Here is a 23,596-nt window from a genome sequence, read left to right on the forward strand (position 1 = left end):
TGTTAGCGCTCGTTCACGCCGGGCGCGCAGCTCGTTCTTGTGTCCTTGGCCGCACTCTTCGTAAGGTCGGGTGATGGCCATCACCGCGTCGACGCCGCCGCCCGGATTGCCCGCTTCCCTCACTTACCCCGAAGTTCCAGTGGGTTCGATACTCGCCGGCGCCGCCGCCCGCTTCGGTGATCGCACCGCGTTCGCCATGGGCGACGACAGCCTCACCTTCACCGAAACGTATGCAGGCGCGTGCAAGTTCGCCAACGCCCTGCTCGCCCGCGGCATCGGCCACGGCGACGTCGTCGCGATCCACCTGCCCAACTGCCTCGCCTACCCCGTCGCCTACTACGGCACCCTGCTCGCCGGCGCGACCTTCAGCCCGACGAACCCGCTGCTCCCGCCCGACGACCTGGCCTTCCAGCTCACCGACTGCGAAGCCGCCGCCGTGGTCACGTTCGGGCCGGTCGCGGGCACCGTGGCCGCCGTAGCGGACCGGATCCCGGCCCGGCTGACCATCGTCGTCGCGCCGAGCGCGCCGGCCTGGTCCGACGACGTCGTGGAGTTCAAGCAGTTCTTCGCCGAAGCGCCGGCCACCCGGCCCGACGTGGCCATCGACGTCCACCACGACCTCGCGCACCTCGCCTACACCGGCGGCACGACCGGCCGGTCGAAGGGCGTGGAGCTCACGCACCGCAACATCGTGGCCAACACGCTGCAGAGCGCGTGCTGGAGCAGCGGTTCCGTCCCGGCGCTGGACACGCACGGTGACGTGATCCTCGACCAGATCGGCAGCGAGGACGAGTGGCCCGGACGCCTCGGCACCGGTGTCGCGATCAACCTGACGCCCTGGTTCCACGCGATGGGCGTGATCGCCGGCCTCAACGCCGTCCTGCTCAGCGGCTCCCACACCGTGCTGCACGCGCGCTTCGACCCGGCCGCGTACGTCGCCGACGCCGAACGCCTGCGCGTGACGTCACTCGGCGGCGCGCCCGCGCTGTTCGCCGCGCTGCTGGCGACGCCCGCGTTCCACACGGCCGACCTGTCGTCCGTGCGCAGCATCGGCTCCGGCGCGGCGCCGATGAACCACGAGATGATCCGCGCGCTCCACGAGCGCTTCCCCGGCGTCGTGATCGCCGAGGGCTACGGCCTGACCGAAATGACGATGGGCGCGGTGATCTCGCCGTCGTACCGCTCGGGTGTGCGCAAGGTCGGCTCCGTCGGCGGGCCGATCTTCGACACGGAGGTGAAGATCGTGGGCCTCGACGAGGCCCCCTTGCCCGCCGGCGTCGAGGGCGAAGTGTGCCTGCGGGGGCCGCAGATGATGCGCGGATACCGCAACCGGCCGGACGAAACGGCCGCGGCGCTCGTCGGCGGCTGGCTGCACACCGGCGACATCGGCGTGCTCGACGAGGACGGGTACCTGTCCATTGTGGACCGCAAGAAGGACATGCTGCTGTACAAGGGGTACAACGTCTTCCCGCGCGAGCTCGAAGAGCTGCTCATCGCGCTGCCGGGCGTCGCGACGGCCGCGGTGGTCGGCCGTCCGCAGGCCGACGTCGGCGAGCTGCCCGTCGCGTTCGTGGTGGGGCAGCCGGACGCCGGCCTGACCGCCGAGGGGCTGATCGCCGCGGTGAACGAGAAGGTGGTGCCGTACAAGCGGATCCGGGAGCTGTACTTCGTCGACGAGATCCCGGTGTCGGCGGCCGGGAAGGTGCTGAAGCGGGAGCTGCGCAGGCAGCTGCCCTGAGCTACTGGCCGGCCTTCTCGCGCAGCGCCGCGTCCTTCTCCAGCACCAGCGTCTCCAGGCTGGACTGGAACTCCGCCAGCTTCGACTGCAGCTGCAGGTCCGAAGCCGCCAGGATGCGCACGGCGAGGAGGCCGGCGTTGCGCGCGCCGCCGACGGAGACCGTGGCGACGGGGATGCCGGCGGGCATCTGGACGATGGACAGCAGCGAGTCGAGGCCGTCGAGGTACTTCAGCGGCACCGGGACGCCGATGACGGGCAGCACGGTGGCGGAGGCGACCATGCCGGGCAGGTGGGCCGCACCGCCGGCGCCGGCGATGATGGCGCGCAGGCCGCGGGAAGCGGCGGACGTGGCGTAGTCCAGCATGCGCTGCGGCGTGCGGTGGGCGGAGTAGACGCCGACCTCGTACTCCACGCCGAACTCGGCCAGGGCCTGGCCGGCGGCCTCCATGACGGGCCAGTCGGAGTCGCTGCCCATGATCACGCCCACCTGCGGCGCCATATGTGTTCCCTTCAGTGGACTCAGTGGATCTCAGTGGATCTCGTAGCCGTCGAGCCAGACGGCGTGGGACAGCCAGTGGGCTGACAGCAGCGCGCGGTTGCGCAGGTCGTCCATGTTCTCGCCGACGAAGTTGACGTGGCCGAGCTTGCGGCCGGGCCGGTCCTGCTTGCCGTACAGGTGGATCTTCACCTCGGGGTAGCGCGCGAACAGGTGGTGCACGCGCTCATCCGGGCTCATCTGCGGCGCGACGTCGGCGCCGAGCACGTTGGCCATCACACACGCCGGCGCGACGAGGTCGGTGCGGCCCAGCGGGTAGTCGAGCACGCCGCGCAGGTGCTGCTCGAACTGCGACGTGCGCGCGCCGTCCATCGTCCAGTGGCCGGAGTTGTGGGGGCGCATGGCGAGCTCGTTCACGAGCAAGCCCCGCTCCGTCTCGAACAGCTCGACGGCCAGCAACCCCGTGACGTCCAGCATCGACGCGATGCGCAACGCAAGGTCCTGCGCTTCGTGCACGCGCTCCTCGGACAGGCCGGGCGCGGGGGCCAGGACCTCGGTGTTGATGCCGCCGGTCTGCACCGTCTCGACCACCGGGTACGCGGCACCCTGGCCGAACGGCGAGCGGGCGACCAGCGCCGCCAGCTCGCGCTTCATCTCGACCTTCTCCTCGACCAGCAGCGCCGTGCCCGCGTCGAGCAGCCGCGGCACCACCTCGCGCGCCTGCTGCGCAGTGTCGAGCATCCAGACGCCGCGGCCGTCGTACCCGCCGCTGGCGGCCTTGAGGACCACCGGCCACCGGTGCGCCGCGCCGAAGCCGATCACGTCGTCCACAGTGGACACCTCGGCGAACGCGGGCCCGAGCACCTCCATGCCGGCCATCATCTCGCGCATCACGAGCTTGTTCTGCGCGAACCCGAGCGCCGACGGCGCCGGCCGCACCACGACGCCCTCCATCACGAGCGTCAGCAGGTGCTCGCCGGGCACGTGCTCGTGGTCGAACGTGAGCACGTCGACACCCTGCGCGAACTTCCGCAGCGCCTCGAGATCCGTGTGGTGCCCGATGACCACGTCGGACGCCACGAGCGCGGCCGAATCGTCCGCACTCGCCGACAGGACCCTCAGCGACTGACCGAGGGAGATCGCCGCCTGGTGCGTCATGCGGGCCAGCTGCCCACCGCCCACCATGCCCACCACGGGAAGACCGGTTCGTTTGTCCATAGCGCCGATCAGATTACTGGGCGAGACCTGGCGGAGCTGCGGGTACCGGCTCAGTGACCTGCGCCACCGGCACCCGCGCCCAGCCGCGCACGTCCGATTCGCTCCCCGGCCGCCGCCTCGGTACGCGCGGTCAAGTGCTTCACGACGTACTCGGCGTCGCGGCCGGCGCCACCGACGAGCATCGACGAGAACGCCCACTGGAACGACAGCCCCACGAAGTACAGGCCCGGTGCCGTGGTCGCCACGCCGCGCTCCTCGCGCGGCCAGCCCGACTCGTCCGTGACCGGCGGGTCGATCCAGGAGAAGTCCTGGCGGAACCCGGTGCACCACACGACGTTGGCGACGTCGAGCACCCGGCCGTCGGCGAGGACGGGCGCACCGGCGCGGACGCCGGTCGTGCGGTCGGCGACGTGCTCGACGCCCTCGCGGACCAGGTCGGCGCGCTTGATCCGGATGAGCGGCCCGCCGTGCGTCCGGATCTCCGACCGCATCTTCCGGCCCCACGGCGTCCGCATGGTCAGGATGTGCTTGGCCGCGAAGAACAGCACCGGGAAGAGGACCCGCGCCGGGCGCCGGTCGATGTCGAACGGGAGCTCCCCGCGGATCGGCCCGCTGAGCACCACCCGGTGACCCGCCCGGGCGGCCTCGAAGGCGATGTCGCCGCCCGAGTGCGACGCCCCGACGACCAGCACCGGCCCGGGCTCGAGCTGCGCCGGGTTGCGGTACTCGCTGGAGTGCAGCTGCTGGATCCCGGGGTCGAGCCCGCCGGCGAACTCCGGAACGCGCGGCGCGCGGCCGAACGTACCCGTCGCGACCACCACGTTGTCGCACGTGAACGTCGTGGTCCCGGTGCTCACTTCGAACCCGGCCCCGGTTCGCGACACCCGCGCCACGCGCTGCCCACCCCTCACGGGCAGCGCGAACCTGCGCGCGTAGGTCTCGAGGTAGCCGGCCATCTCGTCCTTGGTCGCGTAGTGCATCGGCGGCCCCGGGTAGGCCATCCCGGGCAGCCCCGCCGCCAAGGCCGGGGTGAACAACCGCAGCGTGTCCCAGTGGCAGCGCCAGTTGTCCCCGATCCGGTCGTTGCCGTCGAGGACCACGAAGTCGCGGTCCCGCCGCGCGAGGTGGTAACCGGCCGACAGCCCCGCTTGCCCCGCCCCGATGACCACGGTCTCGGTGCGCTCGTGCTCGTTCATGAGGTGCACCTCCTGACCAGCACGTTAGGAGCCGGTGGCGCGGACGGCATCGAACAGCCGTACCACTTCGCCCGGGGCGGGATGGTCCGTCCGTACCACTCAGATGAGGTGCTGCTGCACCGCGTGGGTGGCCGCGGCGGCGCGCGAGGGCACGCCGAGCTTCGCGAACACGTTCTGCAGGTGCCGGCGCACGGTGTGTTCGCTGATCACCAGCCGTGCCGCGATCTGCCGGTTCGACAGCCCCTCGGCCACCAGCGCCAGCACCTGCAGTTCCCGGTCGGTCAGCGAGGTCGGCGAGGCAGGCGGGCCCGGCGGAGTGCTGATGCCGGCGCCGAGGCGGTGCAGGACCTCGCGCGCGGTGGCGAAGTCCACTTCGGCGGCGTCGGCGTCACCCGTCTGCTGCCGGGCCCGGCCGATGAGCAGGCGCGTGCGAGCCCCGTCGTACGGCGCGTCCAGCTCGGCCCACGCGTCGCACGCGGCGCGAAGCTCGCCGAGCGCGGCCGAGGGATCGCCCTCCGCCAGCAGCACCGAGCCCCGTGCGTGCGCGGCCGTCGCCCGCAGCAGCGGCATCCCGATCTCGGCCGCGATCGCCGTCAGCTCGTCGGCCGCGCCGCGGGCGGCCCCCGGCTCTCCGGCAGCCAGCACGATCTCCACCTGCGCCGCGAGCATCCGGGCGCGCACGAGGTGGTCGTCCGCCGCCTCGACCACGGCGTGGCCGATGGCCGAGACAGCCGCCGCCGTCCGGCCCTGGGCCAGGCGCAGCAGCGCGCAGCCGGGTTGGGTGGGATGGCCGTACTCGCCGGCTTTCCGGTATCCGTCGTCGGCCGCGGCGAGCTCGCCGCGCAGCCGCCGCAGCTCGGCTTCCTGGTACAGCGCCATGCCGAGCGCCGGCTGCCGGCGTGGGCCCGACAGCCGCTCACCGGCGCGGCGGGCCTCCGCCAGCGCTTCCGGCCACGCGCCGAGCGCCTGCAGCACCTGCGAGCGGTGCACCAGGCACTGGCCGCGGAACAGCACCAGGTCCGGCTGCGCCGCGCACCAGGCGCTCAGCGACGCCGTCCACTCCTGCGCCCGGATGACGTCGAAAACCTCGTGGCAGCCTTCGATCGCGCTGCAGTAGACGACCCCGGCGGGGATCGGTGACACCTCGCCCGAGGTCACCGAGACCATCGCCTCGTCGAGCAGGGCCAGCCCTTCGGCGGTGCGGTGCAGCTTGATCAGGGCCCGGCCCTGCGCGTGCCGGCCCAGCGCCAGCAGGTCCGCGTCGCCGAAGCGGGAAGCGAACTCCACCGCGGAGGTGAACGCGTCGTGTGCGCCCCGCGTGTCGCCGCCGTGGATGCGCTGCAGGCCGACCGGGACCAGGAGGTAACCCCGTTCGACGCAGTCCAGCCCGTGGTCGTCGAGCAGCCGCCGGGCCCGCGCCAGCCAGCCGTTCGCCCGCGCCGGCTCACCGCGCAACAGCAAGGGCAGGGCCAGGAAGAACGCACACCGGGCAGCCTCGGCCGGGCAGGCGCCGCGCACGTACTCGAGATACGCGCGCTCCCGCGATTCGAAACTCTCGTCGTCGTGCCCGAGCAGATAAGCCGCCGTCGAAAGGCGTACGAGATCGTCCGCGGCCAGTGCCGCACGGCCTTCGGTGAGCCGTGTGTACACCTCCCGCCACGCCTGTCCGGCGAAGGCCCGCTCGGCCGCCTCGCCGTTCACCACCGCCATGCACCTCCCGGCAGTCGTTCCACTGTACGACGCGAATTCGGTGCTGGGGAGCGGCGAGGCTATTTCGCCAGCCTCGCCGCCGGAGAACTCAGCCGCAGCTCGCGCACCGCCAGGCCGACGATCGTGCCGGCCGCCGCGACGACGTAGGCGTTGCCCAGGATCGACCAGCCCAGGCCCCAGGTGAACTCGACGTCGGCGCCGTTCGGGACGAGCATGACGACTTCCGAGGCGAACAGGGCCGTGGCCGCGAGGGCCCACCAGAGGCGGCCCGTGGTGACGAGCAGGGCGATGAGCGGCACGGCCCACACCCAGTGGTGCGACCAGGAAACGGGCGACAGCAGCAGCCCGTAGAACGCCGTCACGAGCAGGGCGGCCACCGGTTCGCCGCGGCGGTGCAACCGGATCACGAGCCACACGGCGGGCACGGCGAGCACCGCGCCGACGGCGACGGCCACCGTGAGAGACCACGGGGCGAGGGCGGAGGCGCGGTTGACGAGGCCGTTGAGCGACTGGTTGAAGATCCACGTGACCGAGCCGACGCGACTGGGGTCGGTGGCGGACTTCGTCCAGAAGAACCACGCGTCGTGCGGGATGACGGCGAACATGACCGCTTCGAGGCCGACGAAGGTCGCCAGGGCGCGCAGGCCGTCTTTCCAGAGGCCGGTGAAGAACAGGTGCGGCACGAAGATCAGCGGCGTCAGCTTGATGGCCGCGGCGACGCCGATCAGCACGCCCGCCCAGCGTGCGCCGCGCAGCGAGAGCACCAGGACGTCGACGACCACGAACGCCATCAGGACCAGGTTGATCTGGCCCAGGAACAGCGTTTTCCACACCGGTTCCAGAGCCAGCGCCAACGCGGTGCCGCCGATGAGCCACCAGCGCGAGGGGTGCGCGACGACCGCGATCACCACCGTCAGTGACACCACCGACAACACCGTCACCACGCCCCACACCAGCCCGGCCGGCACGAGGGCGAGCGGCAGGAACAACGCGGCCGCGGCGGGCGTGTAGGTGAAGGGCAGGCGGACCCAGTCGGGCAGGGTCGTGAGGTCGCCGGTGGTGTAGAGCGGCTCGCCCTTGAGCAGCGTCAGCGCGCCGGCGCGGTAGACGGCGCTGTCGGCGCCGAGGTGCCGGTGGGTGAGCCAGACGACGGCTCCGAGGACGAATGCGAGGAAGGGAAGCGCCAGCAGGCGCGGGTCAATGAGCCGGCGTGGCGTCGGCACGGTCCGCGGCCTCCCCTGACCCCGAACCGGAATCCGAATCCGGCCCCGAGCCCGCGGCACGATCGCGCGCCCTCCGCTGCAGCCCCCACCGCACGATCAACGCGACCCCGAGCACCACCGGCGTCAGGATGTACGCGTCGCCGAGGACGTTCTGCCACACCTTCCAGTGCAGCTCCACGTTGCGGCCGTTGGGCAGGATCAGCAGCACGCAGCTGACGAACACGAACGCCACCAGCCCCGTGCCCAGCCAGCGTTTCCACGCCGTGGCGGGCGTCGTCTTCGGCAGGCGCGACACGAGCAGCACGATCAGCGGCGCCACCCACACCCAGTGGTGCGACCACGAGATCGGCGACATCAGCAGCGTCCAGAACGCCGTGACCAGCAGCGCGGCCAGCGCCTGGCCCTTGCGGTGGAAGCGGATCAGCAGCCACAGCGCCGGGATCGCCAGCAGCACACCGATGCCCATCGCGGCCTTCGACGCCCACGGCGCGAGGTCCGTGGCACGGTTCATCAGCCCGTTGAGCGACTGGTTGCCCGCCCAGTGCACCGGGCCGATGCGGCTGGTGTCGGGCAGCGTCGCGGTCCAGTAGCGCCACGCGTCGTGCGAGTTGATCAGGAACATCACGCCCTGCAGGACCACGAACGTCGCCAGCCCACGCAGTGCGTCCTTGCGGCGGCCGGTGATGAACAGGTGCCCCAGGAACACCAGTGGCGTCAGCTTGATCGCGGCCGCGACGCCCACCAGCACGCCGCCCCAGCGGCTGCCGCGCGCGCCGAGCACGAGCATGTCCAGCATGATCAGCGCCATCAGGATCAAGTTGATCTGACCGAGGAAAATGGTGCGCCACACGGGTTCCAGGCCGAGGAACACCACGAAGAACACGATTGTCGACCGCGCGGGCGAGGCCCACCACCGCGGCCCGTCCTCCTCCGGCCGCGGCAGCGCGCCGATCGAGATCCGCACCGACAGCGCGAGCGCGGCCAGCGACACGGCCGTGAGGAACCCCCACGCCACCTGCGTCGGCACGAGCGCCAGCGGAACGAAGAACAACGCAGCCGTCGGCGGGTAGGTGAAGGGCAGCAGCGCCCAGAACGGCTCGGTGGACAGCGTGTTGGTGTCGTAGAGCGAGTTTCCCTGCAGGAGCGTGAGCGCGCCGCCGCGGTAGACCGCGCTGTCGACGCCCAGGTGCCACTCGTGGGTCCAGCCCCAGATCCCGGCCCCGATCGCGATCAGCGGGATCACCGAGAGGATCAGGATCGACCGCGGCCGCATCGACAGCCTTGCGAGTGACTTGCGCAGGGCCAGGCGAGGCTGGTCAGCGCTCACCGGAACTTCGCCGTCGACGGCGGAGGGTACGGTCCTGGTCACCCCACCAGGAAATCATGAACGCGCCGGAGCAGGCCCGATGGGTCGGGCCGCGGCCCAGCGTCAGACCCGCGCGAGGTCCGCGAGCAAGTCGCACGCGCCGTCGTGCGAAGCGGGCAGCCGGACCGCCGAGACGCGCGGCCGGTTGACCTCCCGAAGCTGCGCGTCGACCGACAGCCGGTCGTTCAGGGCCCGCCGTAAAGCCACCCCCCGCGAAGCCAGCCGGCCGTCCCGGCGGCACAGCACCGCGACCACCGACGGCCCCAACGTCGCGTGGCTCTCGCCGGTGTCGAAGACCGCGCGCAACGCGTCGGCCACCAAGATCATCCCCGTGAGGCGGGGCCAGCCGGACACCGTGGTCAGGTCCATCGCCACCACCAGCAGCACGTGTTCGTCGACCGCGCTCGCCCGGTAGACCTCCGCGAGCCGCGTGCGCAGATACGCGGCGGAAGGCAGCCCGGTCAGCGGGTCGGTCACCTCCGTGTGCACCAGCTGGTCCGTCGCCACGTCCGCCCACGCCAGCGCGGTCACGCGCAGTAGCCGCGCGGGTGTCGCGTCGACATCCGGTGAGACGAAGCCGTCGACCGCCTCCGGGTCGGCGAGCACGGCGTGCAACGCGGCCAGGTCAGACAGCGTCTCCGCGAGGTTCGCGCCCGCCGCGGCCCGGGCACGGCCGAGGCCGGCCAGCGCCGTTTCGGCGCCCCCCGCGCCGTGGCGGACCACTGCGGCGCACACGGCGTCCACTTCGGGCAGTGCCCAGTCGCTCGGGAAGCGCCACCCCGCGGCGAGACTGGCGGTGCGCCACCTGGCCCGCAGGGCGCGCAGGTTCCGATCCCGGTCGAACCGGGCGCGGGACTCCTGCTCGCCGGCGGGACCGGACAGTGCCCCGGTCGCCGGTACGTCCACTGGCCACCGCTCCTTCCCGGTCGATGTCGATCTTGTCCTGCTCCACTCAGGGGACGTGACACCGCCGTCCGCGTGACGGCGTTCCGGGGTCTTTTTCGCAGGACCGCCGCAGCGACACACCCCAGACCCGGGTGAACTTGTTGCGCCGACGGAGTCAACACACCGACCACGAGGTGACGCGTATCGCCGCGTCCGTCACACTTGTGCTCGCGTTAGCGAGGTAGATCGTGGCTGGCCAGGCCGCGTGTGCCAGATGAAGGAGCCCCGTGTCCACCGTTCCCGCCGATCTGTCCGGTAAGAGCGACGCCGAGCTGATCGCCGAGGTCCGCTCAGGGAACATCGCCAGCTACGGGCCCCTCTACGAACGCCACAGCGGCGCCGCCCACAACCTCGCCCGCCAGCTCGCGCGGTCGAGCTCCGAGGCCGACGACCTCGTGTCCGAAGCCTTCTCGAAGGTCCTCGAGACGCTGCGCGGCGGCAAAGGTCCGGACACCGCGTTCCGCGCATACCTCCTCACGGCGCTGCGCCACACCGCGTACGACAAGACCCGCCGCGACCGCCGGGTCGACCTCAACGAGGACATGAGCGACGTCGGCGGTGCCGTCGGCGAGGCGCTCACGGTCCCGTTCTCCGACACCGCCGTCGCCGGGCTCGAGCGCACGCTGGCGGCGAAAGCGTTCGCGCGGCTGCCGGAACGCTGGCAGGCCGTGCTCTGGCACACCGAGATCGAGCAGCAGAGCCCGGCCGAAGTCGCGCCGCTGCTGGGCCTGACCGCCAACGGCGTGTCCGCCCTCGCCTATCGCGCCCGTGAGGGTCTGCGCCAGGCGTACCTGCAGGTCCACCTGCAGGAAACCGCCGCCGAACGCTGCCACGCCACCGCCGAGCGGCTCGGCGCGTGGACGCGCGACGGGCTGTCCAAACGCGAGCGTGCCCAGGTGGAGAGCCACCTCGACGAGTGCGAGAACTGCCGCGGCCTCGCGGCCGAACTCGCCGACGTCAACGGCGGCCTGCGCGCGATCATCGCCCCGATCGTGCTGGGCGGCGCCGCGTTGGGTTACCTCGCGACGATCGGCGCCGCGAAGGCGAGCGCGGCCACGGCGGGTGCCGCCGTCGGTGCCGGCGCCGCCGCGGCGGGTGGCGCCAAGGCCGGCGCCGCGGCCGCCGCTTCCGCGCCACGGCAGTTCGCGGGCGTCGCGGCTTCGGGCGCCGCCATCGTGGCGGCGGTGGCGGTCGCACTGGCCGCGGCCGGCTCGCCGCAGGAGATCCCCGTGGCCGCACAGGTCCCGCCGCCGGCCGCCGCGCCTGCGGTGCCGCCGGCCAAGCCCGCGCCTCCCGCACCGCCGGCCCCGCCCGCACCCCCACAGGCGCCGCCGCCCGCGGTCCCCGCGCCCCCGCCCGTCCAGCCGCCGCCCGCCGCGCCACCCGCGGCACCGCCTCCGCCGGCGGCACCCGCCGCGGCGAAGATGTCGGCGACCACACCTTCGGGTGATCTCGAACTCCAGCCCGGCGCCGGGCCGGTGAACCTGCCGATCACGGTCCGCAACGACGGCGGCAGCCCGTCCGACCCGGTGCAGGTCGCGTTGAACCTGCCGCCCGGGGTGTCCGCCGTGCCCGCGGGTGGCGGCGGCGGTGCCGTGAGCGGGTTCTCCCGCCAGGCCGATGCGCCGGAAACGACCCAGCTCAGCGTCGACTGCCCTGGCGGCACCGGCACCGTGACGTGCAAAACGGGCTCCGGCCTGCAGCCCGGCCAGACGGCGGTGCTCACCTTCCGCCTGCAGGCGGACGATTCCGCGCAGGGCGGCACCGTCACGGGTTCGGTCACGGCGGGCGCGACGATCAAGGTCGCCGTGAGCGTGAAGGTCACCGTGAAGTCCCCGCCCGACCTGCTCGCGCTGCAGGCCGACACCGACGGGCTCTCGGCGTTCCCGTGGACGCGCAACCCGCTCGTCTACGTCCGGGTCCGCAACACCGGTGACACCACGAAGCCGGTCACGGTCACGTTCGACCACGCGCTGTACCAGTCGTGGAGCCTCAGCGGCTTCCCGTGCCACTCGACGGACACGGGCGCCACGTGCACCACGCGCGGCGCGCTCGCGCCCGGCCAGCACGTGAACCTGTGGGTGCGGCTCAAGGGCCGTCCGGCGCACAACGCGGCCGTGACGGTGAACGCGACGCTCGGCAAGGCGGCGCAACAGGCCAAGGTGGCGTTCGGCTGCTGGCTCGGCATCTGCGACGTGCCGTACCCGACGACCGGAGTCCCGCCGACGCCGACTTCTTCCCCTTCTTCCTCGACGACGACCTCGGACACCCCCGAATCGTCCAGCTCGTCGAAGAAGCCTCCGCACCGGAAGCCGACCCCGTCGAGCACCCCGCCGGCGAAGCCGACGGACCCGGTCACCACCACCCCGCCGAGCACGCCGGCGACCACCACGAGCGCGCCCCCGACACCGGGAAGCGGCAACTCCGGCAAACCCGGCGAGACCCCGCCGTCGATCGAGCCCCGCGGCTTTTTCGACTGGCTGAGGGGGTAGCGTCGCCCCGGTGCGAGGGTTCCTGGCGAAGCACCGCGAGCTGCTGCGGTTCGCCGTGGTCGGCGGGATCAGCTTCCTGATCACCACGGCGATCACCTACGTCCTGAAGTTCACCGTGCTGCGGAGCAACCCGGTCACGGCGCTCATCATCGGCGTGCTGATCGCCACGATCTTCTCCTACGTCGCCAACCGCGAGTGGTCCTTCCGCACGCGCGGCGGCCGCGAGCGCGCCCACGAGGCCGCGCTGTTCTTCCTCATCAGCGGCATCGCGCTGGGGCTCAACGCGCTGCCGCAGTGGATTTCACGCTACGTGCTCGACCTGCAGATGCCGCACCTCACGCTGCTCGGGCAGGAGATCGCCGACTTCGTGAGCGGCATGATCCTCGGGACCCTGCTGGGTACGCTGTTCCGCTGGTGGGCGTTCAAGAAGTGGGTGTTCCCCACGGAGGGTGCCCGCCTGCGTGCGGTGAGGTCATCGGACGATGCGGACATTCCCGACAGGAAGGCCGCCTGACACCCACGGTGACCTCGGGTTCTCTAAACTGGCGGGCGTGACCGTTGTCGAGACCGTGCTGGCCCGCACGCCGGAGCCACTGCGCTCGGTGCTCATCAAGCACCGGGAGATGCTGAAGTTCGCGATCGTCGGCGGCACGACTTTCGTGGTCGACAACGGCATCTGGTACCTGCTCAAGCTCAGCGTCCTCGAGTCGAAGCCGACGACCGCGAAGGCCATCGCCATCATCGTGGCCACGATCGTGTCGTACGTGCTCAACCGCGAGTGGTCCTTCCGCACCCGGGGCGGGCGCGAGCGGACCCACGAGGCCGCGTTGTTCTTCGTGATCAGCGGTGTGGCCGTGGTGGTGAACCTGATCCCGCTGTACGTCTCGCGGTACGTGCTGCACCTCGAAGAGCCCTTCGTCTCGAGGTTCGTGCAGGAGTTCGCCGACTTCGCGAGCGGCTCGATCATCGGCATGCTGCTGGCGATGGTGTTCCGGTTCTGGGGCTTCAAGAAGTGGGTCTTCCCGGCCGAGCTGGGCGAACGTCGACGTGAGCAGGTCACGCGCCTGCCGCGGTAAATTGGTTGCTCTCAGACATGCACTTGTCTAGAGTCATGCTTGTTGTTGTTCCTTCTTGAGACGCCGTCCGGGGTCGACCGGGCCGGTGGGACGAATCCGAGGTGGTCGCCGAGCGCGAAGAGGACCGCACCCGTTCACGGGTGCCGGTTGGATCCTTTTCCCGTCTCGTGCCCTCGCCCGCCCTCGTGCGTTTTTCGTTCTGTCTCAAGGAGTTCTTCTCGTGATCCTCGTTCTCGGCGCCACCGGCAAAGTCGGCCGCGCCCTCGTTCCCGCGCTGCTGGACGCCGGTGCCTCCGTCCGCGCGCTCACGCGCGACCCGGCCCGCGCCCGCATCGACCCCCGTGCCGAAGTGGTGCGCGGCAACCTCGACGACGTCGATTCCGTGCCGCTGACCGGCGTCTCCCGGGTGTTCGTCCTGACCTCCGGCCACGGTGGTGACCCGGCCGCGCAGGAAACCGCGGTGGCCCGCGCCGCGGCCCGGGCCGGCGTCGCCCACCTCGTGAAGCTGTCCACCACGGGCGTCCACTTCGGACAGACGGACCCGATCACCGTCGCCCACGCCCGCGCGGAGCAGGCGATCCGCGAAGCCGGGCCGGCGTGGACGATCCTGCGCCCCGGCGCGTTCATGGACAACCGCCGCTTCTGGCTCCACTCCGCGCGCACCGACGGCGTCGTGTACATCCCCGAAGGCGACCCCGCGTCGGCCTTGGTGCACGTCCGCGACATCGCCGCCGTCGCCACGCTCGTGCTCACCACCCCCGGCCACGAGGGCGCGACTTACGAGCTGACCGGCGGCGAAGCCCTCACGCCCGCCCAGCAGGTCGCCATCCTCGCCGACGCGCTGGGCCGCCCGGTGCGCTACGTCGAAGAGCCCGAACCCGCCGCCCGCGCGCGCCTGCTCGCCCTGGGCTGGCCCGCTCAGGCGATCGACGGTTCGTTCGAGCTCAAGCGCCAGTCCGCCGGCCGGGAGGACGTCGTGTTCGACACGGTGGAACGGCTGCTGGGCCGCAAACCGCTGACGTTCGCCGACTGGGCCCGGGAAGCCGCCGGGCCGGGGACCGGTCCCCGCCCGCGGCCCTAGCCTCGGCCTCCGGAAGGGGGCGTGAGGTGGACGCGGAACCGGAGGTGCCCGAGGTCGTGCTCGTCATGGGCGGCATCTGGCTGGTGGGCACGATCTGGTACACCATCGCGAAGATCCGCTCGTCCAGGGCGTTTCGGCGACAGCAGGTACGTCAGATCGCCCGGGTCAGGGAAACCGAGCCGGGTCCCGCCGAGCTGGGTTCGCTGGTGTCGGTCCACCGCACGGCGGGCCGGCACCGGCGGCGCCGGGTCGCGTTGTGGGCCACGGTGATCGGCTTCGCCGGGTTCGCGGCCGTGCTCTGGTTCGCCTTCACCGCGCTCGGCGACGACTCGTACGACCACGTGGTGCCGATCGGGGGCTACGCGGCGCTGGCCGGGCTCGCGTTCGCCGTGCTGGTGAGCGGCGTGAGCGTCGGCGTGAGCGAGGTGCGGCACGGCGACGAGGAGTTCCGACCGCACGAAGGCGGTTTCGTCCACACCGACCGCCACGGCACGCGCACGGTCAAGTGGGCCGACGTCGCCTACGTGCACCAGCGCACCGGCGGCACGCGCTGGACGGCTGTCGGCACGGTCGAGCTGCGCGACGGCGGGCGGATCGGCGTCGCGGGCCTGGTCGAGAACGGCTCCTCGCTGCTCGAACGGGCGAAGCAGGCGGTTCACCTCGGCCGCTACCCGCGTCGGGCGCGCTAGCGCGGCACCGGCTCCGCCGGCCAGCGGACCTCGCCGACGTCGTCCGGGCGGGGCACCTTCAGGAACAGGCTGAAGATCGCCGGACGCTTGTTGGACAGCTCCAAGCGGCCGCCGTCGGCTTCGACGAGGGCGCGCGCCAGGGCGAGGCCGACGCCGGTGGAGCCGCCGCCGGAGAAGCCGCGTTCGAAGATGTGCGGGGCGAGCTCGTCGGGCACGCCGGAGCCGGTGTCGCCGACCTCGATGACCACCGTGGCTTCGGACTCGCCGCGGCGGGCGGCCAGCGTCACGGTGCCGGCGCCGTGGCGCAGGGCGTTGTCCAGGAGGACGCCGATGACCTCGCGCAGGCGGCCGGGAGTCGCGCGGGCCATGAGGCCGTCGGCGATCTTCAGGCGCAGGTTACGGCCCTCGACGCGCAGCAGCTGGCGCCACTCCTCGGCGACCTCCGGCAGCGTCGCGTGCAGGTCCACGGGCTCGGCGTCCACCTCGCGGGCCGCGCGGGCGGCGGCGAGCAGCTCGTCGAGGGCTTCGGCCAGGCGGTCGGCCTGCTCCTGCGCGGCGCGCGACTCCTCGACGACGTCGGGGTCACCGTGCACCGTCAGCGGTTCCAGCCGCAGCTGCAACGCGGTGAGCCGGCTGCGCAGCTGGTGCGAGACGTCGCCGACGAGCTGCCGCTCCCGCTGCACGAGCTGCGCCAGCGCCGAGGCCGACGTGTCCAGCGCCTCCGCGACCATGTCCAGCTCGGCCACGCGGTAGCGGCCCGGGTCGGGCCGGAAGTCGCCGCCGCCGAGGCGCGACGCGCGGTCCGCGACGTGCCGCAACGGTTTCGCCAGCCGGCGCGCGGTCACCGTCGCCACGACCGCGCCGGTGCCGACGGACAGCACCACCAGCAGCACCACCAGCAGCGTCACCTGCGTCTGCTTCGTGCGGACAGGACCCCTCGGGATCGACAGGACCACCTCGCCGTGGCGCGCCGTCGGCACGATCTCCACGACCGGGTCGGGCCCCGGGTTGACGCCGAGGTGCTTCTCGATCAGCCCGTCGCCGCGGACCTCCAGGAACCCGCCGTGCGGCACGCCGACACGGAACTGCTGGATGTCGATGTCGTCGCCGTTGGCGACCTGTGTGTCGACGGTCGCGGCGATCACGCGCGCGCGTTCGGCCAGGCTCTCGCGGTTGAGGTTCTCCACCAGCCGCCAGGCCGTGACGCCCAGCGGGATGCCGAGCACAGCCGCGGTCACGAGCACGGCCAGCAGGATCGCCATCAGGATGCGTCGGCGCATGCTCATCGCGCGGCGCTATTCGACGTTGAAGCGGAAGCCGACGCCGCGGACGGTCGCGATGCGCCGTTCACCGTCGGAATGGGTGGACTTGGCGGGGCGCCCGGCCGCCTCGTCGGCCGCGACGGCGAGCTTGCGCCGCAGCCAGGACATGTGCATGTCGAGCGTTTTCGACGTCTTCGACTCCAGGTCGTTCCACACCTCGGCGAGGATCTCGTCGCGGCTCACGACCTGGCCCGCGCGGCTCATCAGCACACGCAGGAGCTCGAACTCCTTGTTCGCCAGCTGCACCTCGTGCGTGTCGACGGTGACGAGCCGCGCACCGAGGTCCATGCGGACACCCCCGGACTCGAGCACCTCCGGCACCCGGCGGCGCAGCAGCGCGCGGATGCGGGCCAGCAGCTCCGCCAGGCGGAACGGCTTGGCCACGTAGTCGTCGGCCCCCGCGTCGAGCCCGACGACGAAGTCGACCTCGTCGGTGCGGGCGGTGAGCATCAGCACCGGCAGCTCGGTGCCGCCGGCGCGCAGTCTGCGGCAGACCTCGAGCCCGTCCATGCCGGGCAGGCCCAGATCGAGCACGAGCAGGTCGACGCGATGGGCGGAGGTGGCGCCCAGCACCGCCGGTCCGTCGGTGACGACCTCGACCTCATACCCTTCCCGCTGGAGCGCTCGGGACAGCGGCTCGGCGATGGTGGGATCGTCTTCGGCAAGTAGGACCATGCTCACCTCGCCAACCTTACGGCGAACACCCGTGAAACCATCGTGACCGTGCCTGGCTACGAGGATGATCTGACCCTTGCCACCCGGCTGGCTGACGCCGCCGACGCGATCACCACAGCGCGTTTCCGCGCGCTCGACCTCTCGGTGTCCCGCAAACCGGACCGCACCCCGGTGACCGACGCGGACACCGCCGTCGAGGACGCCATCCGTGCGATCCTCGCCACAGAGCGGCCCGGCGACGCCGTCGCGGGCGAAGAACGCGGCGGTACGGCCGGCGCGAGCGGCCGCGCGTGGGTGCTCGACCCGATCGACGGAACCAAGAACTTCCTGCGCGGCGTGCCGGTCTGGGCCACGCTGATCGCGCTGGTCGAGGACGGTTCGCCGGTCGTCGGCATGATCACCGCGCCGCTGCTGGGCCGCCGCTGGTGGGCTTCGCGCGGCGACGGCGCGTACAGCAGCGACACGGCCGGCGTGCGGCGGCTCGCGGTGTCGGCCGTGGCTTCGCTGGAAGACGCGTACCTCTCCACGACGGACCTCGACACGTGGACCGAGTACCACTCCCGCGAGAAGTACCTCGCCCTGACGGAGGCCTGCTGGGAGAGCCGCGCGTTCGGCGACTTCTGGCAGCACTGCCTCGTCGCGGAAGGCGCGCTGGACCTCGCGGCCGAGTGCATCGTGAACCCGTGGGATGTCGCGGCCGCGCAGGTGCTCGTGACGGAAGCCGGCGGGCGGTTCACCGACCTCACCGGCGCGGCGACCTACGAAGGCGGCTCGGCGTTGTCGAGCAACGGCGCGCTGCACGACGCCGCGTTGTCCGTGCTCAAGCGCTGACCCGGCACGTGCTGCCCGGCCCTGATCGGTTCAGTGTCCGGGCAGCACGCCGACGGCGCCGCGCGCGACCTGCGACCACGCGAGGCGGCCGAAGAGGTAGTGGCAGGCGACCTGCTCGGACGTGAAGCGCGCCCAGTCGTAGCGGTTGCCCTGTTCGCGCCAGAAGACTTCCCAGCCCTCGTCGTCGGCCGGCATGAGGCACCACGCGTTGTCGGCCTCGGTGCCGACGGAGACGACCTCCGCGGGCACGCCCAGCCGGTCGAGCCAGCGCCGGATCGACTGCGTGTTCATCGCGCCTCCCGCGTGACGTCGGTCAGGAACCCCAGGGTGACCAGCTCGTCGGCGGCCAGCACGGCACGGTAACGGATCCCGCCGCCCGGCTGTCCGAACCACTCCGACGCGGTCGAGGTCCACATCGGCACCGGCTTCACCACGCGGTAGCGCCGGTAGCCCGCGTGGCGCGCGGACTCGGGCAGCGAGCGCTGCGCGAACGGCGTGCCGTCGGCGGCGAAGAGGCGGCCGTGTTCGTCGCCGAAACGGTCGAGCAACGTGTTTTCCGGGAGTACCGCGGCGGTTTCTTCCTGAACCGGTGGCCAGCCCGGGTCCTCGGCGCCCGGCTCGTAACCCTCGAACAGCGCGGCGGGCGGCTGCGGGTCGGCGGGCGGCGCGGGCGTGCGTCGGAGGCCGCGCGAGACGTACTCGAGCGTCGCGGTGTCGTCGAGCAGCGCCGAGTCCGGGTGGTCGAACGGCCCGGACCCGTTGTCCGGCAACGGCAGTTGCAGCGCGGGCCGGTCGGCGGCCACGGGCAGGTGCCCGATCGGGAACATGTGGACCAGGAACAACGCCAGCACGCTCTCGCGCTCGGTGCGCAGCGCGCCCATCGGCGGCGGTGGGGGCGGCGGCGCCGGGTACGGCGCGGGCCCGCGGAAGACCTGGTCGTGCGCCCGGCTCGGAAACGGCAGGCGCGGCGCAGGCTGTGCGGGCGGGAAGCGGGTGCCGGTCGGGGGTGTCGGGACGTCGTCGAACCCGCCGTCAAGCAAACCGCCGTACTGCGCGGGCAGCCGGATGGGCCCGGTGGCCAAGTCGGTGTCGACCGGTTCGGCGTGTTCGGACACGGACACCCTCTTCTCGGTTGCTCCGGCTTCAGGAAAGACGTCCGCCGCGCCAGCCGGTTCCACACAATTCCCCGATAGGGGGAACTTCCGCGCGGCACCGGACAAGGTGGTGATTCCACCTTATCCGGCGGGGGGCGATCTTCCGCCGCACCAACGCCCGCGCCGCTCCGCGTCGTTCGACGAGCTCGAAATCCGCGCGGGTGAACAGGCCTAGGGTCCCGTGGTACAGATCCGCGGGCGGGCGGTCGCCGGAGGCCACGGGGTAGCCCTCGACGACGTCGGCGCCGTGCTCCGCCGCGTACTCGACGGCCGCGTGCAGGAGCTCGGCCGCCAGCCCGCGCCGGCGGCCGCGGCGGTCGACGTAGAAGCACGTGACCGCCCAGACGTTCCCGGGTTCGGCCGAAAGCCGCCACGGCAGAGCGCGCCAGCTGCGGGTTGTCCGCCTTCGGCGATACCGCGACCCAGCCGAGCGGCTCACCGTCGACCACGGCCAGCAGACCCAGCGGCCCGCCGGATTCGGCCTCGCCGCGCACGTGCGCCTTGCGCCCGTCGCGCCCCGCAGCCTTGAACTCCGGTCCGGTCAGGCGGAAGAACGCGCACCAGCAGCCGCCCTGCACGCCGCCCGGCCCGAGGAGCCGCTCGAACTGCGGCCACGAAGCCGCGTCAAGCGGGACGAACTCGGGCAGGTCAGCCCGCGAGGGCGTTCACGACCCGCGAGGGAGACGGCCGGCCGAGCCGCCCGGCCATCCACACGCTCGTGTCCACGAGCTTGCCGAGGTCCACGCCGTGCTCCACGCCGAGGCCCTCCAGCAGCCACACGAGGTCCTCGGTGGCGAGGTTGCCCGTGGCCGATTCGGCGTACGGGCAGCCGCCGAGGCCACCCGCCGAGGAGTCCACAGTGGACACCCCGGCGCGCAGCGCGGCCTCGGTGTTGGCCAGGGCCTGGCCGTAGGTGTCGTGGAAGTGCACGGCCAACGTGGAAACGTCCACTCCGGACTTCTCGAACTCCTGGACCAGCCGCGTGACCTGGCCCGTGGTCGCGACGCCGATGGTGTCGCCCAGCGACAGCTGCGAGCAGCCGAAGTCGAGCAGCCGCTTGCCCGCGCGCACGACCTGCTCGGCCGGCACCACGCCTTCCCACGGGTCGCCGAAGCACATCGACAGGTAGCCACGCACGGCCAAGCCCTCGGCTCGCGCCCGCGTGACGACGGGCTCGAACATGGCGAACTGCTCGTCGAGCGTGGAGTTCAGGTTCTTCTGCGCGAAGGTCTCGGTGGCGCTGGCGAAGATCGCGATGTCGGACACGCCGGCGTCGAGCGCGCGGTCGAGGCCGCGCTCGTTGGGCACGAGGACCGGGTAGCGCACGCCTTCACGGCGGTCGAGGCCGGCGAGCAGCTGTTCGGCGTCGGCGAGCTGCGGCACCCACTTCGGGTGCACGAAGCTGGTCGCCTCGAGCGTGGTGAGGCCGGCGGCGGCCAGGCGGTCGAGGAACTCCAGCTTCACCTCGACCGGGACGACGGCGGACTCGTTCTGCAGGCCGTCGCGCGGACCGACCTCCCAGATCGTCACGCGCTGGGGCAGGCCTTCGGCGGGGACCCGTTCGGGCAGGCCGACTTCGCGGGCGCCCACGTCAGCGCCGCCGTCCGCGCGGCGGGTGGTTCGTCGGCGGCAACGGCTCGGTGTCCTGCGGGCCCGGCTGGCCCGGTGCGCCGCGGTAGTCGTCGTACGGGTTGTCGTTGACCTCGCGGTAGATCACCGTGTGCACGCGCTCGACGTGGGGGATGTCGTCGAACCTCAGTGGCTCGTCCGAGGCCGACTCGATGATCAGCGTGCCGCAGCCGAAGACCCGGTCCAGCAGGCCGTGCTCGAACTGGACGCTGTTGATGCGCGACATCGGGATGTCGATGCCGGTGCGCTTCACCACGCCTTCGCGCGCGATCAGCCGGTCGGTGGTCACGATGAAGTGCGTGGTCCGCCAGCGCACCAGCGGCGCGAGGAACAGCCACACCACCAGCACGAGCGCCACCACGCCGATGGCGATCATCGCGACGTTGTTCCACGGCGGCGTCGCGTCCTGCGCCAGCAGGATGAGCCAGACGGCGGCCGCGATCGTGATCACGAAGGCCACGAACGGGAAGATCAGCATCTTGAAATGCGGGTGGCTGTGCACCACCACTTCCTCGTTCTGGCTGAGCAAATCGTCCGGATAGGCCACGGCGGACGCTCCCCTGGTGTGTGCCTGTGCTGTGTCGGCGCGTTGTCTGCGCCGGTCGACTCACCGTACCGGCGCGAGGGCGTTCGCGGCGCCCGGACACCGCGTTTCAGGTCACGCCGGGCGCACGTGCACCACGTCGCCGGCGGACACCGTCACGCGGCGGCCGTCGGCGGCGTCGACCAGCAGCTGCCCGGTCGCGTCGAGGTCGGCGGCGCGGCCGGTGAGGACGCGGTCGCCGGGCAGCTCGACGCGCACTTCCTGACCGAGGGTGGCGCAGTGGGCGCGGTAGTCGTCGAGCAGGCCGGCCGCGGTGAGGTCGCCTGCCGAGGCGCGCCAGCGGCGTTCGAGGTCGTCGAAGCGGGTGAGCAGGGCGAGCGCGACTTCGGTGCGGTCCGGATCGGCGGCGCCCTGCTCGGCGAGCGACGTCGCGGGCAGGCCACCCGGGCCGGCCGGTACGTCTTCGCCGAGCGGCAGCACGTTGAGGCCGATGCCGAGCACGACCGCCGGCTCGCCGCCCGCGACGGCCTCGGCCAGGATCCCCGCGCACTTGGCGCGGCGGGGCCCGGCGAGCACGTCGTTGGGCCATTTGAGAACGGCGTCCACCCCCAGCTGGGCGGCAACCCCGCGCACGGCGAGCCCCGCCACCACGGACAGTGAGCCGAGCGCCGCGAAGGGGACTCCCGTGGGCCGCAGCGCCACGCTCAAGTAGAGCCCGGCACCCTTCGGCGAGCTCCACGACCGCGCCCGCCGGCCGACGCCCGCGGTCTGCTGCTCGGCGAGCCGCACCGTGCGGTCCGCACCCCCGTTTTCCAGGGCTTCCCGCAGGTCGGCGTTGGTGGACCCGGTGGTCTCCACCACGTCCACCCGGGAGTACCGATCGCCGAGTCCCTCGCGCAGTCGCGCTGCGTCCATGCCTGACATGTGCCCAGAATATGAGAGTCCCCCTAACGTGCAAGCGACTCGCTCGTTACGCAGAGGTGCGCTCTTCTAGATTGGACGCCGTGACGCCGCCTGACCCCGAGCACAGCGTTGTGCCCGATTCGAAAGCCGTGCCGGAGTCGAAAACCGGGCCGGAGGAAAAAGCCGCGCCCAAGTCCTGGGCGCGCGGTGCGTTCCACCGGGGACTCGTCGCGCTGCCGCTCGTGGCCGGCCTCGTCACCGCGGGCTGGCTCGTGGCCGACCGTGACCAACCCGCGCCGCAGACTCCCGTCGCGACCGCCGCCACGGCTCAGGCCGGGCCGTCGGTGCTCGAGGTGAGCGCGCCCGTCGCGGCTCGGGAACCGGGGCAGGGCGCCTCCGGTGGCGGCGGCAAGACGCCGTTGCAGCAGTGGGCCGAGTCGCTCGCCGGCCCCCTCGACATCCCGGCCGACGCGCTGATCGGCTACGCCAACGGCGAGCTCGCGCTGCGCTCCGAAGACCCCGGCTGCCACCTGTCGTGGGTGACGCTCGCGGGCGTCGGCGAGGCCGGCTCCGACCACGGCCGCCATGGCGACAACCCGATGGGCCTCTCGCCGGCGGCGTGGAAGAAGTACGGCACGAAGATCCCCGGCATCGACAAGCCGGCGCTGACCGACCCCAGCTCCGCGTCGGTCGCCGCGGGCCGCGCCCTGTGCGCCGGCGGCGCCGACCTGTCCGCGGGCACGGGCTGGTGGAAGGCGATCGCCGCATACGCGAGCAAGGACACCGAGCTGTTCCGCCAGCGCGTGCTCGGCAACGCGCAGCTCTACGCCACGCTGTCCCTCGACCCCGCGAAGGCGAACAGCCCGGCCGTCCGAGCCACCCGCTTCGCCCTCGGCCAGCTCGGCCTCCCCTACGTCTGGGGCGGCAACGGCCCCGACGCGGGCGCCGCGGGCTTCGACTGCTCCGGCCTGACGAAGGCGTCCTACGACAGCGCCGGCGTCGCGCTGCCCCGCACGGCCGACAGCCAGTTCCGCGCCCTGCCCCCGGTCACCGGCGAACCCCAGCTGGGCGACCTCGTCTTCTACGGCTCCCCCGCCACGCGCATCCACCACGTCGGCCTGTACCTGGGCAACGGCCTGATGATCAACGCGCCCACGGAGGGCCAGGCCATCCAGATCCACACCTACCACTCCCGCGGCGACGACTACGCGGGCGCGGGCCGCCCGGCCTGACCACCGTCACCTCAGCCGGCCTGGCGACGGGCGGGCTCGGTCAGCCGCGGCGCTGCGGGCCGGGTCCAGCCCGGCC

Annotated in this window: 23 protein-coding genes; 8 read left to right on the top strand and 15 right to left on the bottom strand. The window is 72.4% G+C overall.

The genetic code is table 11. The features are described 5' to 3' along the window. Window positions 1-73: 73 nt before the first annotated feature. Window positions 74-1,738, top strand: a complete 1,665-nt coding sequence (locus AB0K15_RS21800; protein WP_364053173.1) for an AMP-binding protein — start codon at window positions 74-76, stop codon at window positions 1,736-1,738. A gap of 1 nt (window position 1,739) precedes the next feature. Here the strand turns inward: AB0K15_RS21800 and purE are convergent, their stop codons facing one another. The 7 genes from purE to AB0K15_RS21835 form a co-directional block, all read right to left on the bottom strand. Continuing rightward, window positions 1,740-2,237 carry a 5-(carboxyamino)imidazole ribonucleotide mutase gene (gene purE / locus AB0K15_RS21805; protein WP_364053176.1) on the bottom strand — a complete coding sequence of 166 codons (498 nt, stop codon included), beginning with the start codon at window positions 2,235-2,237 and terminating at the stop codon, window positions 1,740-1,742. Window positions 2,238-2,267: 30 nt separating this feature from the next. After that, on the bottom strand, window positions 2,268-3,452 hold the full coding sequence (locus tag AB0K15_RS21810; protein WP_364053179.1) for a 5-(carboxyamino)imidazole ribonucleotide synthase: 1,185 nt from the start codon (window positions 3,450-3,452) through the stop codon (window positions 2,268-2,270). Window positions 3,453-3,502: 50 nt separating this feature from the next. Beyond that, entirely contained in the window at window positions 3,503-4,648 is a 1,146-nt protein-coding gene (locus tag AB0K15_RS21815; RefSeq protein WP_364053182.1) for an NAD(P)-binding domain-containing protein, read from the bottom strand. Window positions 4,649-4,747: 99 nt separating this feature from the next. Continuing rightward, window positions 4,748-6,358: a LuxR C-terminal-related transcriptional regulator gene (locus AB0K15_RS21820; protein ID WP_364053185.1), complete on the bottom strand. Its 1,611-nt coding sequence runs from the start codon at window positions 6,356-6,358 to the stop codon at window positions 4,748-4,750. A gap of 59 nt (window positions 6,359-6,417) precedes the next feature. Continuing rightward, window positions 6,418-7,545, bottom strand: a complete 1,128-nt coding sequence (locus tag AB0K15_RS21825) for a glycosyltransferase 87 family protein (protein WP_364053838.1) — start codon at window positions 7,543-7,545, stop codon at window positions 6,418-6,420. Window positions 7,546-7,555: 10 nt separating this feature from the next. Continuing rightward, the gene (locus AB0K15_RS21830) at window positions 7,556-8,950 is read right to left on the bottom strand and encodes a glycosyltransferase 87 family protein (protein WP_364053188.1); all 1,395 of its coding nucleotides are present in this window, start codon (window positions 8,948-8,950) and stop codon (window positions 7,556-7,558) included. A gap of 60 nt (window positions 8,951-9,010) precedes the next feature. After that, the gene (locus tag AB0K15_RS21835) at window positions 9,011-9,853 is read right to left on the bottom strand and encodes a GGDEF domain-containing protein (RefSeq protein WP_364053191.1); all 843 of its coding nucleotides are present in this window, start codon (window positions 9,851-9,853) and stop codon (window positions 9,011-9,013) included. Window positions 9,854-10,119: 266 nt separating this feature from the next. Here AB0K15_RS21835 and AB0K15_RS21840 point away from each other — a divergent pair, with 266 nt between their 5' ends. The 5 genes from AB0K15_RS21840 to AB0K15_RS21860 all read left to right on the top strand — a co-directional run bounded on the left by AB0K15_RS21840 (window position 10,120) and on the right by AB0K15_RS21860 (window position 15,230). Next, the gene (locus AB0K15_RS21840; protein ID WP_364053194.1) at window positions 10,120-12,384 is read left to right on the top strand and encodes a sigma-70 family RNA polymerase sigma factor; all 2,265 of its coding nucleotides are present in this window, start codon (window positions 10,120-10,122) and stop codon (window positions 12,382-12,384) included. A 10-nt stretch (window positions 12,385-12,394) separates the two neighbouring features. After that, on the top strand, window positions 12,395-12,898 hold the full coding sequence (locus AB0K15_RS21845) for a GtrA family protein (protein WP_364053197.1): 504 nt from the start codon (window positions 12,395-12,397) through the stop codon (window positions 12,896-12,898). A gap of 37 nt (window positions 12,899-12,935) precedes the next feature. Then, window positions 12,936-13,460, top strand: coding sequence for a GtrA family protein (locus AB0K15_RS21850; protein WP_364053200.1), 525 nt, complete (start codon window positions 12,936-12,938; stop codon window positions 13,458-13,460). 220 nt (window positions 13,461-13,680) lie between these two features. After that, window positions 13,681-14,541 (top strand): NAD(P)H-binding protein, encoded by an 861-nt coding sequence (locus AB0K15_RS21855; RefSeq protein ID WP_364053203.1) that lies wholly within the window; start codon window positions 13,681-13,683, stop codon window positions 14,539-14,541. Window positions 14,542-14,567: 26 nt separating this feature from the next. Then, on the top strand, window positions 14,568-15,230 hold the full coding sequence (locus AB0K15_RS21860) for a hypothetical protein (RefSeq protein WP_364053206.1): 663 nt from the start codon (window positions 14,568-14,570) through the stop codon (window positions 15,228-15,230). On the opposite strand, the gene AB0K15_RS21865 is transcribed toward AB0K15_RS21860, so the two are convergent. After that, window positions 15,227-16,510 (bottom strand): ATP-binding protein, encoded by a 1,284-nt coding sequence (locus AB0K15_RS21865; RefSeq protein ID WP_364053841.1) that lies wholly within the window; start codon window positions 16,508-16,510, stop codon window positions 15,227-15,229. The genes AB0K15_RS21860 and AB0K15_RS21865 overlap by 4 nt on opposite strands. Before the next feature lie 15 nt (window positions 16,511-16,525). After that, complete coding sequence (locus tag AB0K15_RS21870; RefSeq protein WP_364053844.1) at window positions 16,526-17,227, bottom strand: response regulator transcription factor; 702 nt, start codon at window positions 17,225-17,227, stop codon at window positions 16,526-16,528. A gap of 42 nt (window positions 17,228-17,269) precedes the next feature. Between AB0K15_RS21870 and hisN the strand changes: the two genes are divergently transcribed. Further along, window positions 17,270-18,058 (top strand): histidinol-phosphatase, encoded by a 789-nt coding sequence (gene hisN, locus AB0K15_RS21875; protein ID WP_364053209.1) that lies wholly within the window; start codon window positions 17,270-17,272, stop codon window positions 18,056-18,058. Window positions 18,059-18,088: 30 nt separating this feature from the next. Here the strand turns inward: hisN and AB0K15_RS21880 are convergent, their stop codons facing one another. From AB0K15_RS21880 to AB0K15_RS21905, 6 genes are all read right to left on the bottom strand, one after another. Next, entirely contained in the window at window positions 18,089-18,349 is a 261-nt protein-coding gene (locus AB0K15_RS21880; RefSeq protein ID WP_220246333.1) for a hypothetical protein, read from the bottom strand. Beyond that, window positions 18,346-19,173 carry a TNT domain-containing protein gene (locus AB0K15_RS21885; protein ID WP_364053212.1) on the bottom strand — a complete coding sequence of 276 codons (828 nt, stop codon included), beginning with the start codon at window positions 19,171-19,173 and terminating at the stop codon, window positions 18,346-18,348. Before AB0K15_RS21885 ends, AB0K15_RS21880 begins: the two co-directional genes overlap by 4 nt. A 28-nt stretch (window positions 19,174-19,201) precedes the next feature. Next, window positions 19,202-19,651, bottom strand: coding sequence for a GNAT family N-acetyltransferase (locus tag AB0K15_RS21890; protein WP_364053215.1), 450 nt, complete (start codon window positions 19,649-19,651; stop codon window positions 19,202-19,204). 209 nt (window positions 19,652-19,860) lie between these two features. Then, window positions 19,861-20,802 carry a hydroxymethylglutaryl-CoA lyase gene (locus AB0K15_RS21895; protein ID WP_364053217.1) on the bottom strand — a complete coding sequence of 314 codons (942 nt, stop codon included), beginning with the start codon at window positions 20,800-20,802 and terminating at the stop codon, window positions 19,861-19,863. A gap of 1 nt (window position 20,803) precedes the next feature. Further along, on the bottom strand, window positions 20,804-21,388 hold the full coding sequence (locus AB0K15_RS21900; RefSeq protein WP_364053219.1) for a PH domain-containing protein: 585 nt from the start codon (window positions 21,386-21,388) through the stop codon (window positions 20,804-20,806). A gap of 111 nt (window positions 21,389-21,499) precedes the next feature. Beyond that, complete coding sequence (locus AB0K15_RS21905; RefSeq protein ID WP_364053222.1) at window positions 21,500-22,309, bottom strand: biotin--[acetyl-CoA-carboxylase] ligase; 810 nt, start codon at window positions 22,307-22,309, stop codon at window positions 21,500-21,502. 128 nt (window positions 22,310-22,437) lie between these two features. On the opposite strand from AB0K15_RS21905, the gene AB0K15_RS21910 reads away from it, so the two are divergent. Further along, window positions 22,438-23,520, top strand: coding sequence for a C40 family peptidase (locus AB0K15_RS21910; protein ID WP_364053847.1), 1,083 nt, complete (start codon window positions 22,438-22,440; stop codon window positions 23,518-23,520). Window positions 23,521-23,596: the final 76 nt, after the last annotated feature.

This window comes from Amycolatopsis sp. NPDC049253 (genome assembly GCF_040678995.1).
Lineage (GTDB): Bacteria > Actinomycetota > Actinomycetes > Mycobacteriales > Pseudonocardiaceae > Amycolatopsis.

Excerpts from the sequence above, each read along its gene's own strand:
- AB0K15_RS21800 (WP_364053173.1), top strand. The coding sequence starts at position 74 with ATGGCCATCACCGCGTCGACGCCGCCGCCCGGATTGCCCGCTTCCCTC.
- purE (WP_364053176.1), bottom strand. The coding sequence starts at position 2,237 with ATGGCGCCGCAGGTGGGCGTGATCATGGGCAGCGACTCCGACTGGCCC.
- AB0K15_RS21810 (WP_364053179.1), bottom strand. The coding sequence starts at position 3,452 with ATGGACAAACGAACCGGTCTTCCCGTGGTGGGCATGGTGGGCGGTGGG.
- AB0K15_RS21815 (WP_364053182.1), bottom strand. The coding sequence starts at position 4,648 with ATGAACGAGCACGAGCGCACCGAGACCGTGGTCATCGGGGCGGGGCAA.
- AB0K15_RS21820 (WP_364053185.1), bottom strand. The coding sequence starts at position 6,358 with ATGGCGGTGGTGAACGGCGAGGCGGCCGAGCGGGCCTTCGCCGGACAG.
- AB0K15_RS21865 (WP_364053841.1), bottom strand. The coding sequence starts at position 16,510 with ATGCGCCGACGCATCCTGATGGCGATCCTGCTGGCCGTGCTCGTGACC.
- AB0K15_RS21870 (WP_364053844.1), bottom strand. The coding sequence starts at position 17,227 with ATGGTCCTACTTGCCGAAGACGATCCCACCATCGCCGAGCCGCTGTCC.
- AB0K15_RS21880 (WP_220246333.1), bottom strand. The coding sequence starts at position 18,349 with ATGAACACGCAGTCGATCCGGCGCTGGCTCGACCGGCTGGGCGTGCCC.
- AB0K15_RS21905 (WP_364053222.1), bottom strand. The coding sequence starts at position 22,309 with ATGTCAGGCATGGACGCAGCGCGACTGCGCGAGGGACTCGGCGATCGG.